The sequence below is a fragment of the Gulosibacter sediminis genome (assembly GCF_030011715.1).
GTDB classification, from domain to species: Bacteria; Actinomycetota; Actinomycetes; order Actinomycetales; family Microbacteriaceae; genus Gulosibacter; species Gulosibacter sediminis.
Window position 1 is genome coordinate 12,220 of sequence record NZ_JASCYH010000035.1, and the last position, 17,640, is coordinate 29,859.

The following is a 17,640-nucleotide window of genomic DNA, read 5'->3' on the forward strand; positions in this document are numbered from 1 at the left end:
GTAGTGATCGCCCGCCGAGGACGCGGGCGCGTATCTCCATGGTACGACCCAACGTAGGGGCGGCGCGGGGCATTCCCGGGGTCGGGCCCGGGTGGTACCGGATGCTCAGACGACGTTGATCTCGCCGGTCGGGTCGGGCTCGACCCTGGTGCGTCGGCGGCGTCGCCCAACATCGATCACGAGGTCGATCGTGAAGAACACGAGGCCGAGCCACACCAGGCCGAAACCGAGCCAGCGCTCGGGCGGCATCGGCTCGTGCAGCAGCACGACGCCGAAGATGAATTGCATGGTCGGCGCGACGTACTGCACGATGCCCACTTCGACGAGGCTCAGGCGCGCGGTGGCCGCGGCGAACAGCAGCAGCGGCACGCTCGTCATGACGCCCGCGAGCAGCAGCATCGTGGTGTGGCTGCCCGACACGCGGCCCATCGTCAGCCCGCTGGTCACCTCGATGAAGATGAGGATGCCGATGCCGACCGGCGCGAGCCAGAGTGTCTCCATCGTGAGCCCGGCGATCGGGTCGACGCTCCGACTCACCTGCTTTTTCAGCAGGCCATAGATCGCGAACGAGCACGCGATCGCGAGCGAAAGCCACGGCGGCTCGCCGTAGGCGACCACCATGACGATGAACGATGCCGTCGCGAGCGCGGCCGCGACCCACTGCAGCGGCCGCAGCCGCTCGCGCAGAAACACCATGCCGAGCAGCATCGAGATGAGCGGATTGAGGTAGTACCCGAGCGAGCCCTCGAGCGAGCGCCCGACCTCGACCGTGAGCACGTAGAGCGTCCAGTTCGCGAACACGGCGAGGCTCGCGAGGCCGAGGAAGAGCATCGAACGCCAGTTCTTAACGATGCGCATGAACGCACCCCAGCGGCGTGCAACCAGCAGCACCGCGAAGCAGAAGACGACCGAGAGGACGATGCGCCACGCGATGATCTCAAAGGTGCTCGTCGGCTTCACCGTTTGCAGGTAGAGCGGCAGCAGGCCCCACACCGCGAACGACGAGATGCCGAGAATGAGGCCGGTCGTCTGCGTCGACCCCGATCGCTCCGGTGCGGATGCGGGGCTGGCGGCAGAGTTGGTCACTTCGGCAGCATACGCCGAAGCAACAACAAAGGCGGGCCCCCGGTATTCCGGGAGCCCGCCTGGTCGTTACGCGAGTAGCCTAGGCGATCTTCGCGAGCACGTCGCGAGCCGAAAGGATGAGGTAGTCCTCACCGGCGTACTTCACCTCGGTGCCACCGTACTTCGAGTAGATGACCTTGTCGCCAACGGCGACATCCATGGGGATGCGCTCGCCGTCTTCGTCGAAGCGGCCGGGGCCGACGGCGACAACCTCGCCCTCCTGCGGCTTCTCCTTGGCGGTGTCAGGAATCACGAGACCCGACGCGGTGGTCTGCTCGGCCTGGACCTGCTGGATGACAATGCGATCTTCGAGCGGCTGAATGTTCACCGACACGGCAATCCTCTTTCTCTTGACGAGCTGTGCAAGTTTGAAGTTAGCACTCTCACCCTGAGGGTGCTAACTCGAGTGTATTGGGTGCTCCCTGATGGTGCCACCCAGCCGCCCGAGCGTACGCCCAGAGCGAAGGCTCCCGCCTGCAAGTACGGTAGGCAGGGTGAATCGCGACGACCTGGAAGTGCTGCTCACCCCGGAGGCCCTGCGCTTGCTCGACGAGTACGCCGAGCTCGACACGGTGAGCGACGCCGTCGGCGCGGTCATGACGCTGCGCAAGGCCGGCGTCGACGCGCACACGAGCGCCGTCGTGCTCACGCAGCTGCAGCTGCGCCGGCGGGCGCGCGCGAAGTTCGGCAAGTTCGCCGCGAACATGCTCTTCACGGATGCCGGGCTCGCGCAGGCGACCCGGCTGCAGGTCGCGGCGCGGCACGCCGACCGGTTTCGCCGGGCCGAGGTGCGCACCCTCGCCGACCTCGGCTGCGGCATCGGCGCCGACTCGCTCGCGTTCGCGTCGCTCGGCTTCGACCTGCTCTCGGTCGACGCCGACGAGCTGACCGCCGCCATCGCGAGCTTCAACCTCGCGCCGTTCTCGAACGCGCGCGTCGAGCATTCGACGGCCGAGGCCACAAACCTCGATGGCGTCGAGGGTGTGTTCCTCGACCCCGCCCGCCGCACCGAGTCGCGCGGCGGCACCCGGCGCCTCGCTGACCCCGACGACTGGCGCCCCTCGCTCGGCTTCGCCTTCGATGTCGCCGCGAACGGCCGGGCGGCCGGCGTGAAACTCGGCCCCGCGATGCCCCACGAACTGCTCCCGCCGAGCACCGCATCGAGGCCAGTGGAGACGCAGTGGCTGTCGGTCGAAGGCGAACTCGTCGAGTGCGCCGTATGGCTCGGCGCCACGGCGCGCGCCGGCGTGCGCCGCAGCGCGCTCGTCCTGCGCGACGGCGCCCACGAACTCACGTCAGCCGGCGCAGCGAGCGAGGATGCGCCCGTCGGCGAGCTCGGCGAGTTTCTCTACGAGCCCGACCCGGCGCTCATCCGCGGCCGGTTCATCGGCGAATTGGCGGGACTCCTTGGTGGGCACATGATCTCGCCCGAAATCGCCTGGGTGACCGCGCCCGAGTTGCACGAGACTCCCTTCGCGCAGGTGTTTCGCGTGCGCGAGGTGCTGCCGCTCCACGCGAGCTCGCTGAAGAAGCGGCTGCGCGACCTCGGCATCGGCCGGCTCGAGATCAAGAAGCGTGGCGTCGACCTCGACCCGGCAAAGTTGCGCAAGGAGCTGCAGCCTCGCGGCGACAACGCCGCGACGCTGATCTGCACGCGCGTCGACGAGCGCCGCGTCGCGATCCTCGCCGACCGCGCCTAGCCCCGCGGGCTAGTTACATCGCGACAACGATCGCGGTCGCGATCGCAATCGCAATCGCAATCGCGCTGCCCGCAATGCCGATGCCGGCGAGCGCCTTTCCGTTCGGCTCGCGACTCATCGCAACAACCGAGATGACCAGGCCAATGACGCCGAGCGCACCCGCGATGATCCACACAATGCCGGGGAAGCAAAGCAGGATCAGCGCGATGAGCGCGAGCGCGAGGCCGACGTACGAGAACGTGGGCCGCGCAGCCCCGGCCGCGGGCGCGCCGAACTGCGTCGGCGCAAACTCCTGCTCGCGCGGCTGGCCGTAGCCCTGCTGCTGGGTCGGCGGAGCGCCGTACCCACCCGGCTGCGGCTGGGCCTGCTGGCCCTGCTGGTGCTGGGCCTGCTGCGACACCGGCTGACCGGCGAGTGGCGGCTGCCCACCCGCGTAGTCGCCGTATTCGCGGTGCTCGGGGTGCTGCACCCGGTCGGTGTACTCGTCGTTCATGAGGCCATCGACGTCGAGGGTGTCGCTGTCGTCGGCCTCACCGTTGTCGCCCGCCTCGCGCGGGTGAATCGGGCCCCGGCCGAAGTCAGAGCGGTCGTCGGTGACACCAAACGTGCCGCCCGCGGCCGGCACAACCTGTTCTTCCTCACCGTGTGGCCGCTGCGTGTTTGCGCCCCCGCTGTCAGTCATCGACATGCTCCCTTCGCCATCGCGATCATCCTAAATTGTCAGGCTCGAAGATTCCGTGAGTTGTGCCTGGGTCATCGGCAACGTCGAGTCGGCAGCGAAGTCGACCGGCGACGGCGCGTGCCCCGCGGCCACAAGCTGGGCACCGAGCACGGCGATCATGGCGCCGTTGTCGGTGCAGAGCGACAGCGGCGGGATGTGCAGCTGCACGCCCGCCTCGGCGCTCCGCTCTGCGGTGAGCTCGCGCACCCGCGCGTTCGCGGCGACGCCGCCGCCGAGCAGCAACCGCGGAATGCCGAGGTCGCGGCACGCCGCGAGCGCCTTAGTCACGAGCACGTCGGCGACGGCCTCGCGGAACGACGCGGCGATGTCGGCGACGGGCACCTGCTCCCCCGCATCCTCGAAACGCTCGACCTCGCGCGCGACGGCCGTCTTCAGCCCCGAGAACGAGAAGTCGTAGCGGTGCCGCTCGAGGTCGGATGCGCGCGACAGTCCGCGGGGGAAGCGGAACGCCTTCGGGTTGCCCTCGGCCGCGACGCGGTCGATCTGCGGGCCACCGGGGTACGGCAGGCCGAGCACGCGGGCGACCTTGTCAAAGGCCTCGCCGGCGGCGTCGTCGATCGTCTCGCCGAGCAGCTCGGAGTCGCCCGTGAGTGAGTCGACGCGGATCAGCGAAGTGTGGCCGCCCGAGACGAGCAGCGCGATGGTTGGAAACTCGACGGGGTCGCCGCCCTCGCGCAGCAGGTCGGCCGCGACATGGCCGACGAGGTGGTTCACGCCGTAGAGCGGCTTGCTGGTCGCAACCGCGAGCGCCTTCGCTGCGCCGACGCCGACCATGAGTGCGCCGGCGAGGCCCGGTCCCGCGGTCACGGCGATGGCGTCGAGCTCGTCGAGCGTCACGCCGGCCTCGTCGAGGGCCTGCTGCAGCACGTGCACCATTGAGTCGGCGTGGGCGCGCGCCGCGACCTCGGGCACGACGCCGCCGAACTTCGCGTGCTCGTCCATCGACGAGGCGACCGAGTTCGTGAGCAGCATCGTGCCGCGCACGATGCCGACGCCGGTTTCGTCGCAGCTCGTCTCGATGCCGAGCACGAGCGGCTCGCGCGCCGGTTCGAGGCGCGCGTCGGCCGCGCTGAGCGCCGTGTCGATGTCGGCTCGCATCACGATCGCGGCCTCCCGTTCCTTGCGGTAGTAGTTGTCGCGCCGCCCGATTTCGGTGAAGCCGAGGGCGGCGTAGAGGGCGCGCGCGGGAGCGCCCGATTCGCGCACTTCCAGAAAGACGCGCTGTGCGCCGCGCGAGCGGGCCCAGGCGAGCAGTTCGCGCAGTAGGCGTGTGCCCCAGCCACCGCGGCGTAGCTCCGGTCGCACGGCGATCGTCTGCACATCCGCCTCGCCCGCCCCCTGCGCGGCGAGCACGCCAGCGGCGCCGACGAGCGCGCCGTCGCGTTCGAGCACGACGTAGTGCGTGTGCTCGCTGCGGAGCTCGTCGTGCATGCCCGACGCGCTCCAGTGGTCGAGCGGAAACATCTCGAGGTCGAGCGCGACCATCCCGTCGAGGTCGTCGACGGTCGCCTCCCGCAGCTGCACGCTCACGCGGTCACCCGCTTCGGCACGGCGCCGGGCTTCGCGTCCGGCGCGCGCAGGTAAAGAATCTCGTCAGCGTCGGCCGGCACGCCTTGTTCCTGCCGCGCGAGCCACGCGAGGGCGAGGTGCGCGGCCGAGACCTGGCGCGCATCCGCCCTGGCCTCGGCCTCAGGCACGGCGTCGGGCGCGACGAGTTGGAAGCCGCCGTCTGCGAGCACCGAACCCGCCGGGTAGTGGCTCAGGGCGAGCTCGCGGCGGCGGGCATCGGTCGTGACGAGCAGTGAGCCCGTGTTGGCGGGGTGCTCGTGGCGCCACTCGTGAGCGATCGCGTCGTGGCTCGGCATCGGATGCAGGGGCAGGCCGCGCGCGAACGCGAAGGTGCGCGCCGCGGCCACGCCGACGCGCAGGCCGGTGAAGGGGCCTGGGCCCATGCCGCAGACGACGTCGGTAATCTCGGCCGCTGTGATGCCGGCTGTCTCGAGCGCCGTCACGATCGCCGCGCCGATGACCTCGGCGTGGTGGCGCGAGCTCGGCTCGCGGAACTCGCCGATGACGCGGCCCTGGTCACTCACGACGGCGACGTCGGTTCCGGCAGAGGTGTCGATGGCGAGCAGCATGGCGCCAAGTCTACGCGGGCGACGCGGCCCCGCCGTCGGCGAGGAGCGCCTCAACCGAGAGGCCCGCGAAGCGGTCGCCGACCGCGTGCACCGCGACCTCGCGGGGTTCTTCGACCGCCGCATCCGGGTCGTTCGACGCGCCGGGGACCGGGTCGGTCTGCCCAGCGCGGGGCCGCTCGAGTTCGAGCTCGAGCCACTCGTCGGTGATCGCGCCGACGACCTCCCTGCCCCACTCGATCACCGTGACGGCCGAGTCGAGGTCGAGGTCGAGGTCGTCGAGTTCGAGCGCCGAGGCGAGGCGGTACGCGTCGACGTGAATGAGCGCGGGGCCGTCGCCGAGCGAGGGATGCGTGCGAGCGATCACGAACGTCGGGCTCGCGACCGCGCCGCGCACGCCGAGCGCCTCGCCGAGGCCGCGCACGAGCGTCGTCTTGCCGGCGCCGAGCGGCCCGTTGAGCACGAGGACGTCGCCGCGGCGCAGCACGCGCGCGAGCGCAGCGCCGAGGCGTTCCATGTCGCCAGAGGTCTCGATTCGCGTCATGCCCGCACCCTACACAGCCTCGTTGTCGCGGGCCGAGCGGCGCTGCACCCGCGTGCCGAGGCCGGCGATAAGCCCCTCGACACACAGGCCGGTCCAGTTTGCCCAATCCTGCAGGCTGAAGTCGCTCGGGCGGGGGCCCCAAAGTCGCACGGGTTCGCCCGGGGCGCCGTCGCGGTCGCCGAGGTTGACAACGACTTGATCCATCGCGACGCGGCCGACGAGCGGCGCAGGGGTCTCGCGCACGAGCAGCTCGGCGCGGTGCGCGGCCGAGCGGGGAGTCGCATCCGCGTAGCCCACCGGCACGAGGCCGATCGTGGTGGTCTCGCTCGCGTGCCACTCGTAGCCGTAGCTCACGCCCTGGCCCTCGTGCACGCGCTTGATCTGCGCGAGCTCGCTGCGCAGCACGCCCGGCACGCGGGTGTCTTCGGCCAGCCCGTAGGCGGCACGCGTCGCGGCGGGCGCAAACGGCTCGACCGACGCCGACACCCCGAAGTCGCGCAAGGCGGCGAGGTCGTGCGGCCGACGCACGAGGTACTTCAGACGCAGGCCGGCCGCGAGCCCGAGCACGCGCTCGAGGCCGAGGCCGTAGGCGTCGGCGGTGAGGTCGAGCGCCGTGCCCGTCTCGGCGAGCTCCTGCAGCCGGGCGGCGAGCTCGGCATCGTCGATCACGAACTCGGGCAGCGGCGACGCCGAGGCCGGGCGCTCGGGCGTGCGGCGGCGCCGCGCCGAGTGACTCGGGTGCTCCGCCACGCCGCCGTGGTACTCGCGGGCGATGCGCGCGCTGAGCCGCGTCGTCACCTCGTAGTTGATGGTGCCCGAGGCGGCGGCCCAGTCGTCGGCGGATGCGGTGCCACCGATGACGGTGACGCGGCGGTGCGCGCTGCCCTCGACGTCGCCGAGCGGCGTCACCACGCAGTGACAGGCGTCGACGCGCTCGAGGCGCCAGCGCTCCCCCGCCTCGTCCTGCAACAGCAGCTCGCCCTCGGCGACCGGCAGCAGCCCATCAACCTGGCCGACGTCGAGCAGCCAGCGCGGCATGTCGTCAACGTCGTAGCGGCGCACGTGCGCCGTCAGCGTCAGGGCCGGGCGCAGGTCGAGGCCGCAGCGGGCCTCGGGGGCGACGGGGTCGAGTCCGTAGAGCGCGATGCCGAGTCGCGTCGCGTCGTAGCGGGCCTCGGGGAACTTCAGCGCGCCGGCGGTCGCCGCGAGGTGGCGCAAGCTCGGCTGCAGCCCGAAGGTCTCGGCGAGGGCGGCGGCGCGGTCGAAGGCCGCGATCTGATCGGCATCGTCGGCGTCACTCGTGCCTGAGAAGTGGCTCATGAGGCCGCGCACCTCGAGGTACCCGCGTGCCTCGTACTCGCTCGCGAGCGTGAACATCGCTGGCCAGTCGGGCTCGCGTACGCCGTTGCGGCCGAGGCCCGTGTCGAGCTTGATGTGCACCAGTGCGGGGCCGTCGACGCGGCCCTCGCGTTCGATCCAGCCGGCGAGCATCGCGAGGTGCTGCGGGCTCGAGAAGCCGAGCTCAACGCCGGCCTCGACGGCCGCGCCGAAGTCGATGCTCGGGGCATCTAGCCACGCGATCACGGGCGCCGTGATGCCGGCGGCACGCAGCGCGAGCGCCTCGTCGACGTCGGCGACGCCGAGCGCGCTCGCCCCTGCCGCGAGCGCAGCGCGGCCGACCTCGACCATGCCGTGCCCGTACGCGTTTGCCTTGACGATGGCAATCACGGGCACCTGCACCGCGTGAGAAAAGGCCTGCAGGTTATGGCGCACCGCGTCGAGGTCGACGTGGATACGCGGGGCCGGGGCGCGCTGGGTCACGACGCTGCTCCTTCCGCGACGACAAAAGCCGTCGACACGTCGCGATCGTGCGAGATAGAGAGGTGGAGGCGCCCCACCCCGAGACGAGCGAGGACACCGTCAAGCTTGTCGCCGCCGACGAACGAGGGCGCGCCAAGGTGGGTCCGGCGCACCTCGAGTTCGCGCAGGGTGAGTCCGTGCAGGCCGCCGAGCGCCTTCACCGCGGCTTCACGCGCCGCCCAGCGAGCGGAAATGCTCGTGAGCGGTAGCGCGAGTTCGGCCTCGGCGAAGATGCGTTCGGCGAAGCGCGGCACGCGGAGCGCCCGCTCGACGCGAACGTGCTCGACGGTGTCGACGCCAATTCCGAAAATCAGCGACATGCCGGCACCGCTATTCGACGGTGACCGACTTGGCGAGGTTGCGCGGCTGGTCGACGTCGAGGCCCTTCGCGGTCGAGAGCTCAAGCGCGAAGATCTGCAGCGGCAGCACGCGCAGGAACGGCTCGAAGAAGTGCTCGGTCAGCGGCATCGCAAACACCTCGTCGGCGAACGGCAGCACCGCGGCGTCGCCCTCTTCGGCCACCGCGAGCACGCGGGCGCCGCGGGCGCGGATCTCCTGAATGTTCGAGACGACCTTCGGGTGCAGGGTGTTGTCGTGGCGCGGGCTCGGCACGATGACGAACACCGGCTGGCCGGGCTCGATCAGCGCGATCGGGCCGTGCTTCAGCTCGCCGGCGGCGAAGCCCTCGGCGTGAATGTAGGCGATCTCCTTGAGCTTGAGCGCGCCCTCGAGCGCGATCGGGTAGCCCGTCGAGCGGCCGAGGAAGAGCACCGAGCGGGTGTCGGCCATCCAGTTCGCGAGCTCGCGGATGCGGTCGTGATGCTCGAGCACGTGCTGCATCTTCTCGGGCAGCTGGCGGAACTCCTCGAGGTGCCCCGCAACCTCCTCCTTCGAGAGGGTCTCGCGTGTGCCGGCAATGTAGAGGCCGAGCAGGTAGATCGCGGCGACCTGCGCGGTGAAGGCCTTGGTCGAGGCCACGGCGACCTCGGGGCCCGCGTGGGTGTACACGACCGAGTCGGACTCGCGCGGAATCGAGGCGCCCTGCGTGTTGCAGATCGAGATGGTCTTCGCGCCGAGCTCGCGGGCGTAGCGCACAGCCATCAGTGTGTCCATCGTCTCGCCCGACTGCGACAACGACACGACGAGCGTGCGCTCGGTGACGACGGGGTTGCGATAGCGGAACTCGTGAGCGAGCTCGACCGTCACGGGCACGCGGGTCCACTGCTCGAGGGCATACGCGCCGGTGAGGCCCGAGTAGTACGCGGTGCCGCAGGCGATGAGCAGGATGCGGTCGATTTCGCGGAAGTAGTCGGCGCCGAGCACCTCGAGGTCGGGCAACTTGACGTGGTCGTCAGCGATGCGGCCGAGGATCGTCTTCTCGATCGCCTCGGGGTTCTCAGCGATCTCCTTCGCCATGTACGACGGCCAACCGCCCTTGTCGGCAGCCGAGGCATCCCAGCTCACCTCGAACTCGTCGCCCGACGCGGGCTCGCCGTCGAAGGTCGTGATCTCGACCGACTCCTTGCGCACGACGACGATCTGCTCCTGGCCCACCGCGATCGCGCGGTCGGTGTGCTCGACAAACGCGGCCACGTCAGAGCCGAGGAAGTTCTCGCCGTCGCCGAGGCCGATCACGAGCGGCGAGTTGAGCCGCGCGCCGACGATGACGTCGGGCTGGTTCGCGTGAATCGCGAGCAGCGTGAACGCGCCGTCGAGGCGGGGCACGACGTTGCGGAACGTCTGCACGAGGTCGCCCGTCTTCGCATACTCGCGGCCGAGCAGGTGCGCGGCGACCTCGGTGTCGGTTTCGGAGAGGAACTCGACGCCGTCGGCCTTCAGCTCTTCGCGCAGCTCGTGGAAGTTCTCGATGATGCCGTTGTGAATCACGGCAAGCTTGCCACCGTCTGACAGATGCGGGTGCGCATTGCTGTCGTTTGCGGGGCCGTGGGTGGCCCAGCGGGTGTGGCCGATGCCGATGTGGCCATCTGCCATGGGGTCACGCTCGAGGTCATCGAGCAGCGTCTGCAGCTTGCCGGCGCGCTTGCGGGTGTTCAGCGCACCGTGCTCGTCGACCACGGCGATGCCCGCCGAGTCGTAGCCGCGATATTCGAGTCGGGCCAGACCCGACAAAAGGACCTGCTGACTGGTTTTGTCACCGACGTATCCAACGATTCCACACATATGGGTAATTCTGCCCCATCCCCCCGACGCGCGCGTTCAACTCCGCAAACGCGTCGAGAGCGTGGGCGGAACTAGCGCTGCTGTACGCGGGTCACGACCGCCACGAGTTCGTCGAATAGCTGCTCGCCGGGCTGCACCCCCATGACCTCGGGAACGAGGTGAGCGGCCGGGCGTGTCTCGAGTAGTTCGCCGAGCTCGTGCGACTGCTCGTCGTCGTCGCTGCGGAACTGCAGCGCCGCGCCGATCGCCGCCAGGAGACCACCGTGTTCGAGGCCGCGGGCCGCGAGGTCCACCGCCGGCTCGACGAAGCGCTCGTGTCGGCTCAGCTTGCGCAGCGGCTGGCGGCCGATGCGCGTCGGGGTGTCGGGCAGCTCGGGGTTTTCGAACCGCTGAATCGTGCGCGCGACATAGGCGGCGTGCTCGTCGAGGTCGAAGCCAAACTGCGCGATGAGCAGTTCGCTCGTCTCACCGAGCACCGTGTCGACGTGCTCGCGCACCTGCGGGTTCGCCAGGGCCGATGCGATCGATGCCTCCCCCAGGAGCGAGCCCCAGTACGCGGCGGTGGCGTGGCCGGTGTTCACCGTGAAGAGCTTGCGGCGGATGTACGGGGCGAGGTCGTCGACGAAATGGGCGTCGGGGATGCTCGGCTCGGCGCCATCGAACGGCCCTCGCTCGATCGCCCACTCGCTGAAGTCCTCGACCACGACGTCGACGCCGTCGGCGTGCACGGCGGGGATGATGCGGTCGACCGCGGTGTTCGCGAAGATCGCCCGGTCAGCGAGTTCTTCCGCGCCGTCGAGCACGAAGTCGCGCAGCGTGTCGGTCGCGTTGATTGCGTTCTCACAGGCAAGCACGACGAGCTTCGGCGCATCCACCGCCCGCTGCCGCAGGCCCTCGCGAATCACGGGCGCGATGAACTTGAGCACGCCCGCGCCGACGGCGCAGGTCGCGATGTCGGCCCCGGCCACGGCCGCCTGTGCGGAGGCCGGGGCGGCGGCCGAGTTCACGGCGCTGAAGCGGTCGACGGTGTGGGTGCGGGCATTCGCGCCGACCTCGCGCACCTCGTAGCTGTCGGTGGCGTTGAGCGTGTCGACGAGCTCGGCGTTGACGTCCGAGAACACGAGGTCATAGCCCGCCTCGTGCAGGGCGAGGCCGATGAAGCCCCGCCCGATGTTGCCGGCACCGAAATGTACTGCGGTCTTGGCCATTAGTCGTTTACTCCGCTCAGCAGTTCGTAGAGTTCTTCGTCGGTCTGCGCCTCGAGCAGGCGGTCAACCTTGCTCTGGTCGGCGAAGATCTGGGCAATCTTGGCGAGGATCTCGAGGTGCCCACCGTCCTTGCCGGCGATGCCGATCACGAAGCGCACCTCATTACCGTCCCAGTCAACCGGCTGCGGGTAGCGGGCAACCGAAAGCCCCGACGCGAGCACCGCCTGCTTGGCGTCGTTCGTGCCGTGCGGGATCGCGAGGAAGCTGCCCATGAAGGTCGAGACCTCGGCCTCGCGGGCGAACATCGCGTCGACGTAGTCAGGCGTGACCGAGCCGCGGGCGACGAGTCGCTCCCCCGCCTCTCGGATCGCCTCATCACGCGTCGTCGCGGTCGGCGCCGTCGTGATGCTCTCGAGCGTGAGCACGTCGGGGTCGGCCGCCGGGGTGGCCGGTGCGGTGGCGGTGGCCGTTGCCGCGGCAGGGGCGGCGGCCGGGGCCGGCGCATCCGTGCCGTCGCTCGGCGTGTAGGGCGAGGACTCGGCCGGAGCCGCCTCGGCGGCCGCCGCCGCCGCCGTGAGCTCGCCATCCTGGCGCTGCTTCAGCAGGTCCACGACCTCGTCGTACTTCGGCGAGTTCATGAACTGGCCGACGGACACGTGGATCGCGTCGGGGCGGCGCTGTCGCGCGCGGGGTGTGAGCTCTTCCTGCGTGATGATGAGGTCGGCCGTACTGTCGAGGTTCGCGATGGCCGCGTTCGTCACGGTCACGCCGGTGATGCCCGCGTCCTTCACCTTTTTGCGCATGACGCTCGCACCCATCGCGCTCGAGCCCATCCCCGCATCGCAGGCGAACACGACGCTCGTGATCTCGCGGTTCGGGTTGGCGACCTCGTCGCGCAGCGAACCGGCGGAGGCCTGACCGGCGAGGCTCGAGAGCGCCGCCGAGTCCTTGCCCTTGTTGCGCTGGGTCTTCGCGACCGCCGCACTCATGCCGTCCTCGCCGCGCTCAAGCGCCTCAAGGTCACGCTTGCGCGAGGCCCGCAGAATCACCGCGGCGACGACGAAGGTGACGGTGGCCGAGATGACAACCGACAGGATCACGCCGAGGTAGCTGTCACTCGCGGTTTGCAGCAGCACCGCAATGATCGAGCCCGGCGCCGCGGGCGCCCGCAGGCCCGAGTCGAAAATCATGTTCGTGAACACGCCACTCATGCCACCCGCGATCACTGCAAGCAGCAGTGCCGGCTTCATGAGCACGTACGGGAAATAGATCTCGTGGATGCCGCCGAGGAAGTGGATGATCGCGGCGCCCGGTGCCGAGGCCCGGGCCATGCCGACGCCGAAGACCGAGAACGCGAGCAGGATGCCGAGACCGGGGCCCGGGTTCGCCTCGAGCAGGAACAGGATCGACTTGCCGTCGACCGACGCCATCTGCGTGCCGAGCGGCGTCAGCACGCCGTGGTTGATGGCGTTGTTGAGGAAGAAAACCTTCGCGGGCTCGATCAAGATGCTCGTCAACGGCAGCAGGCCGTTGTTGATGAGCCAGCCGACCGCGTTCCCGAGCACCGTCATGAGGCCGTTAACGACCGGTGCGAGCAAGTAGAAGCCTGCGATCGCCATGATGAACGAGAAGATGCCGGCCGAGAACAGGTTGACGAGCATCTCGAAGCCGGCGCGGATCTTGCCGTCCCAGAGCTTGTCGAGCTGTTTCATGAGCCAGGCCGCGATCGGCGCCATGATCATCGCTCCGATGAACATGTGCACCTGGCCGAGCTCGCTCGCGCCCTCGGGCAGCGAGGCATTGAACTGGTTGACGATGTAGTCGCTACCGACGATGACGCCCATGGTCGCGACCGTGGCGACGACGCCACCGCGCTCCTTGTAGACCATGCGGCCGGCCGTGTTCGCGATGAGCAGCGGCATCAGGTAGTGGATGGTCGGGCCGACGAGCTCCGAGAGGCTCGCGTTCGGCGTCCATCCCTTTTCGATGAAGAACGCCGTGAACAGACCCCACGCGATGAGTGCGGGGATGTTCGGCATGATCATTCCCGAGAGGAATGTGCCGAACTTCTGGACTCCGACGCTGAACTTGTTCTTGCCGCCTGACGCTGAGTCGGTCGACGGCGCGGTAGTTGCGGACACCACTGCCTCCAGATGCTCGTGAGATACGGGCGGAACCGCGACACCGCGGTTCATCCTTTACTAAGCCTACTCTGCGGCTTGTCCCAGGAATACGGCCATCACGGCCAAGCGTTCCGCACTGCCCTACCTGCCAGTAAGCTGGCTTGATGCTCACCACCGCACGGCGCCCGGCCACCGCGAAGTGGTCGACGCCGTTCGATGAGATCGATCGCGCCGACTGGGCCGAGCTCGCCCCGTCGACGCCGCTTACGATCGACGAGGACGACGTCGCGCGCCTGCGCAGCCTCGGCGACCCGATCGACATCGATGAGGTGCGCGAGGTCTATCTGCCGCTCACCCGGCTGCTGAACATCCACGTGAACAACGCGCGCCAGCTGCGCCGCGCCCAGAACTCGTTTCTCGGCGACCGCGGCGACGGCACGCCCTTCGTCATCGGCGTCGCGGGCTCGGTCGCCGTGGGCAAGTCGACGGTGGCACGACTCCTGCGAGAGCTGCTGCGGCGGTGGGAGGACACCCCTCGCGTCGAGCTCATCACGACCGACGGGTTCCTCTACCCGAACGCCGAGCTCGAGCGCCGCGGCCTGATGTCGCGCAAGGGATTCCCGGAGTCGTACGACCGCCGCGCCCTGCTGCGCTTCGTCACGCAGGTGAAGTCGGGCGCTCCCGAAGTGCGCGCGCCGTTCTACTCGCACGTTGTCTACGACATCGTGCGCGACGCCGAGATCGTCGTGAACGCCCCCGACGTGCTCATCGTCGAGGGCCTCAACGTCCTGCAGCCGCCGTCGCGCGGCGGCGGGCTCGCGGTGAGCGACATGTTTGACTTCTCGATCTTCGTGGATGCGCGCACCTCCGACATCGAGAAGTGGTACCTCGACCGCTTTCTGCAACTGCAGCGCGGCGCATTCGCGAACCCGTCCTCGTACTTCCGCAAGTACGCTGACCTCTCCCCGACCGAGGCCGTTGCCACCGCATCCGATATCTGGAACTCGATCAACCTGCCGAACCTCGAGCAGAACGTGCTGCCGACGCGCTCACGCGCGAAGCTGATCCTGCGCAAGTCTGAGAACCACGCGATCTCGAAGGTCCTCCTCCGAAAGTCCTAGCGGCGGGTGCCTGGGTGCAGTTTTCTAGGATCGCTGCGGTTACCGCCGCATCTCTCGGAGAAAACCGCATCGGATGCGCGGGCACCGTCGCGAGCGGATGCGCGGGCCGACCGGATGCGCCGGTCACGGCCCCGCACCGGGCGCGAAATATCAGCGACTCGCTATCTGATAACGATTCTTATTAGCAGATAGTCTCGTGCGGTGCCGTTTCGGCGGCATCGAATTTGCTGATCCTTTAGGAAGGACCCGCCTCTATGGCACCGATCCTGTCCCGTCGAGCGCCGCTGCTCGCCTCTGCCGCATCCCTCGCGATTGCCGCGCTCGCCCTCACGGGCTGCGCCGCCGGCTCACAGCCCAGAGCACCACATCAACGGAGGCCGAGCACGACCACGAAGACGGTCACGAACACGAACACGCGGCGACGGAGTCGTCGGGCCCGCAGCCCCGCCTCGCGCTGACCTACGACGGCGGCATCATGGTCGTCGACGCGAACTCGCTCGAGGTCATCGCCGATCTGCCCATCGATGGCTTCAACCGCCTCAGCCCCGGCGGTGACAACCGCAACGTGTTCGTCTCGACGACGGGCGGCTGGGCCGTGCTCGACGCCGGCACCTACACCCAGCCACACGGCGACCACACCCACTCGTACGTCTCCGAGCCCGTGCTCAGCGACGTCGTCGCGAGCGCCGAGACACCCGGTCACGTCGTGCACCACGACGGCCAGACCGCACTCTTCGACGACGGCACCGGCGAGGTCACGATCTTCGCCACGGCGACGCTCGAGGAGCAGGTTGACGCCGGCAGCATCACGCCGACCGCGAGCTACGAGTCGGCCGACGCGCACCACGGCGTCGCCGTGCCGCTCGCCGACGGCCAGCTGTTCGTGACGGTGGGCAACGAGTCGGATCGCAACGGCGCCCAGGTCGTTGACGCCGACGGCAACGTCATCGCCGAATCCGACGAGTGCCCCGGTATCCATGGTGAGACCACCGTCGGCGACGACCTTGTTCTCGCCGGCTGCGAGGACGGCGTGCTGCTCTCGCACGGCGACCACTTCCACAAGATCGACGCGCCCGACGACTTCGGCCGCACCGGCAACGCGTTCGCCGCCGATGATTCGACCGTCGTGCTCGGCGACTACAAGACCGACCCCGAGGGCGGCATCGACCTGACCCAGATTGCCCTCATTGACACCGTCGACGAGTCGATCAACGTCGTCGACACCGGCAGCCACTACACCTGGCATGGCCTCGCCCGCGGCGAGGACGGCGAGGCCCTCGTCTTTGGCACCGACGGCACGCTGCGCGTCTTCGACCCCGAGTCGGGCGAACTCGTCAATGAGATCGCCGTGACCGACGAGTGGACCGTGCCTGACGAATGGCAGACCAGCCACCCGGCCATCGTGCAGGACCGCGGCTACGTCTACATCAGCGACCCGAACACCTCGACCATGTACGTGGTCGACTACCTCGGCGGGGAGGTCACCGAGACGGCCCAACTGCCCCACGAGGTCAACGAGCTGGCCCTTGCCTCGGGCCAGCTCGCAGAGGAGTAATCGGCAGCGCGATCCCCCCAAAAACGGCTGCGGCCCCGACCAGATTCTGGTTGGGGCCGCGGCCGTTTGACGTGAAAATTACGCGAGCGCGAGCTCGGCTTTCACGACTTCGGCGAGCGCGTCGGCATGCAGGCGCGCGGCGTCGTCGGTCTCGGCCTCGACCATGACGCGCACGACCGGCTCGGTGCCGGATGGGCGCAGCAGCACGCGGCCAGTGTTGCCGAGCGCGAGTGTCACTTTCTCGACCGCGGCCTGGACGGCCTCGTTCGAAGTGCACTCGTCCTGGCGCACGCCGCGCACGTTGACGAGCACCTGTGGGTAGACCTTCATGACCTGCTTGAGTTCACTGAGGGGCTTGCCCTCGGATGCGACAACGCAGGCGAGCAGCAGGCCGGTGAGCACGCCGTCGCCGGTGGTCGCGTGGCGAGTGACGATGACGTGTCCCGACTGCTCGCCACCGATGGTGAGCTCGCGGCGGTTGAGCTCGGCGAGCACGTAGCGGTCGCCCACCTTCGTTTCGACGAGGGTGATGCCATGCTCGCGCATCGCGATGCGCAGGCCAAGGTTCGACATGACCGTCGCGACGAGCGTGTCGTCCTTGAGCATCCCGCGGCCCTTGAGCCACAGGGCGAGGATCGCGAGTATTTGGTCGCCGTCGATAACTTCGCCGTTCGAGTCGACCGCGAGGCAGCGGTCGGCATCGCCATCGTGCGCGACGCCGAGGTCGGCGCCGAGCGACACGACGGTCTCACGCAACTTGTCGAGGTGCGTCGAGCCGACGCCCTCGTTGATGTTGAGGCCATCGGGCTCGCCACCGATGACGGTGACGTCGGCGCCCGCGTCGGCGAACACCTCGGGCGAAACGCCCGCGGCTGCGCCGTTGGCGCCATCGATGACGATGCGCATGCCGTCGAGCGGCGGGCGGCCGTCGTCGTAGACGACCGGCAGCGACGAGAGCAGGTGCAGCGTGTAGCGATCTTCGGCATCAGCAAAACGCTCGATGCGGCCGACCCCGTCGCCAGTGGGACGAAGCTGCTCGGCTTCAAGCTGGGCCTCGATCTCGTCTTCGAGTTCGTCGGCCAGCTTCCTCCCGCCGCGGGCAAAGAACTTGATGCCGTTGTCGGGAGCAGGGTTGTGAGACGCCGAGATCATGACGCCAAAGTCGGCGTCAACGTCGGCGGTCAGGAACGCCGCTGCGGGCGTTGGGATCACGCCGGCGTCGAAGACATCGACGCCCGCGGAGGCGAGTCCGGCGGCGACTGCCGCGCTGATGAACTGGCCGGAGATACGCGGATCCCGGGCGAGAACCGCGACCGGCCGCTCGCCGCGCTCGCGCGCTTCACGCG

Annotated in this window: 15 protein-coding genes; 3 read left to right on the forward strand and 12 right to left on the reverse strand. The window is 69.2% G+C overall.

The features are described 5' to 3' along the window. Positions 1-105 precede the first annotated feature (105 nt). Both rarD and groES read right to left on the reverse strand, forming a co-directional pair. Positions 106-1,086 carry an EamA family transporter RarD gene (gene rarD / locus QM019_RS10265; RefSeq protein ID WP_282852907.1) on the reverse strand — a complete coding sequence of 327 codons (981 nt, stop codon included), beginning with the start codon at positions 1,084-1,086 and terminating at the stop codon, positions 106-108. A 79-nt stretch (positions 1,087-1,165) separates the two neighbouring features. Continuing rightward, the gene (gene groES, locus QM019_RS10270; protein ID WP_125107029.1) at positions 1,166-1,459 is read right to left on the reverse strand and encodes a co-chaperone GroES; all 294 of its coding nucleotides are present in this window, start codon (positions 1,457-1,459) and stop codon (positions 1,166-1,168) included. A gap of 160 nt (positions 1,460-1,619) precedes the next feature. Here groES and QM019_RS10275 point away from each other — a divergent pair, with 160 nt between their 5' ends. Beyond that, the gene (locus QM019_RS10275) at positions 1,620-2,825 is read left to right on the forward strand and encodes a class I SAM-dependent methyltransferase (RefSeq protein ID WP_282852910.1); all 1,206 of its coding nucleotides are present in this window, start codon (positions 1,620-1,622) and stop codon (positions 2,823-2,825) included. Between the two features lie 13 nt (positions 2,826-2,838). Here QM019_RS10275 and QM019_RS10280 read toward each other — a convergent pair whose 3' ends face one another. From QM019_RS10280 to QM019_RS10320, 9 genes are all read right to left on the reverse strand, one after another. After that, positions 2,839-3,507 carry a hypothetical protein gene (locus tag QM019_RS10280; RefSeq protein ID WP_282852911.1) on the reverse strand — a complete coding sequence of 223 codons (669 nt, stop codon included), beginning with the start codon at positions 3,505-3,507 and terminating at the stop codon, positions 2,839-2,841. Between the two features lie 30 nt (positions 3,508-3,537). Further along, complete coding sequence (gene tsaD, locus QM019_RS10285; protein ID WP_282852912.1) at positions 3,538-5,097, reverse strand: tRNA (adenosine(37)-N6)-threonylcarbamoyltransferase complex transferase subunit TsaD; 1,560 nt, start codon at positions 5,095-5,097, stop codon at positions 3,538-3,540. Further along, positions 5,094-5,705 (reverse strand): tRNA (adenosine(37)-N6)-threonylcarbamoyltransferase complex dimerization subunit type 1 TsaB, encoded by a 612-nt coding sequence (tsaB, locus tag QM019_RS10290; protein ID WP_282827577.1) that lies wholly within the window; start codon positions 5,703-5,705, stop codon positions 5,094-5,096. The genes tsaD and tsaB overlap by 4 nt, the downstream gene beginning before the upstream one ends. A 10-nt stretch (positions 5,706-5,715) precedes the next feature. Further along, positions 5,716-6,246 carry a tRNA (adenosine(37)-N6)-threonylcarbamoyltransferase complex ATPase subunit type 1 TsaE gene (tsaE, locus tag QM019_RS10295; protein WP_282852913.1) on the reverse strand — a complete coding sequence of 177 codons (531 nt, stop codon included), beginning with the start codon at positions 6,244-6,246 and terminating at the stop codon, positions 5,716-5,718. Positions 6,247-6,255: 9 nt separating this feature from the next. Further along, complete coding sequence (locus QM019_RS10300) at positions 6,256-8,067, reverse strand: alanine racemase (protein WP_282852914.1); 1,812 nt, start codon at positions 8,065-8,067, stop codon at positions 6,256-6,258. After that, positions 8,064-8,426, reverse strand: a complete 363-nt coding sequence (locus tag QM019_RS10305) for a holo-ACP synthase (protein WP_241209140.1) — start codon at positions 8,424-8,426, stop codon at positions 8,064-8,066. Before QM019_RS10305 ends, QM019_RS10300 begins: the two co-directional genes overlap by 4 nt. A gap of 10 nt (positions 8,427-8,436) precedes the next feature. Beyond that, positions 8,437-10,287, reverse strand: a complete 1,851-nt coding sequence (gene glmS, locus QM019_RS10310) for a glutamine--fructose-6-phosphate transaminase (isomerizing) (protein ID WP_282852915.1) — start codon at positions 10,285-10,287, stop codon at positions 8,437-8,439. A 71-nt stretch (positions 10,288-10,358) separates the two neighbouring features. Continuing rightward, the gene (locus tag QM019_RS10315; RefSeq protein ID WP_282852916.1) at positions 10,359-11,495 is read right to left on the reverse strand and encodes a mannitol-1-phosphate 5-dehydrogenase; all 1,137 of its coding nucleotides are present in this window, start codon (positions 11,493-11,495) and stop codon (positions 10,359-10,361) included. After that, a complete protein-coding gene (locus tag QM019_RS10320; RefSeq protein ID WP_282852917.1) occupies positions 11,495-13,636 on the reverse strand; it encodes a PTS sugar transporter subunit IIA in 2,142 nt (713 codons plus the stop codon). The genes QM019_RS10315 and QM019_RS10320 overlap by 1 nt, the downstream gene beginning before the upstream one ends. A 146-nt stretch (positions 13,637-13,782) precedes the next feature. Between QM019_RS10320 and coaA the strand changes: the two genes are divergently transcribed. Both coaA and QM019_RS10330 read left to right on the forward strand, forming a co-directional pair. Beyond that, positions 13,783-14,739, forward strand: coding sequence for a type I pantothenate kinase (gene coaA, locus QM019_RS10325; RefSeq protein WP_282827590.1), 957 nt, complete (start codon positions 13,783-13,785; stop codon positions 14,737-14,739). Positions 14,740-14,935: 196 nt separating this feature from the next. Further along, the gene (locus QM019_RS10330) at positions 14,936-16,294 is read left to right on the forward strand and encodes a hypothetical protein (RefSeq protein WP_282852918.1); all 1,359 of its coding nucleotides are present in this window, start codon (positions 14,936-14,938) and stop codon (positions 16,292-16,294) included. 78 nt (positions 16,295-16,372) lie between these two features. Here the strand turns inward: QM019_RS10330 and glmM are convergent. Beyond that, the coding region (gene glmM / locus QM019_RS10335) for a phosphoglucosamine mutase (RefSeq protein WP_282852919.1) at positions 16,373-17,640 on the reverse strand (1,268 nt) is incomplete at its 5' end.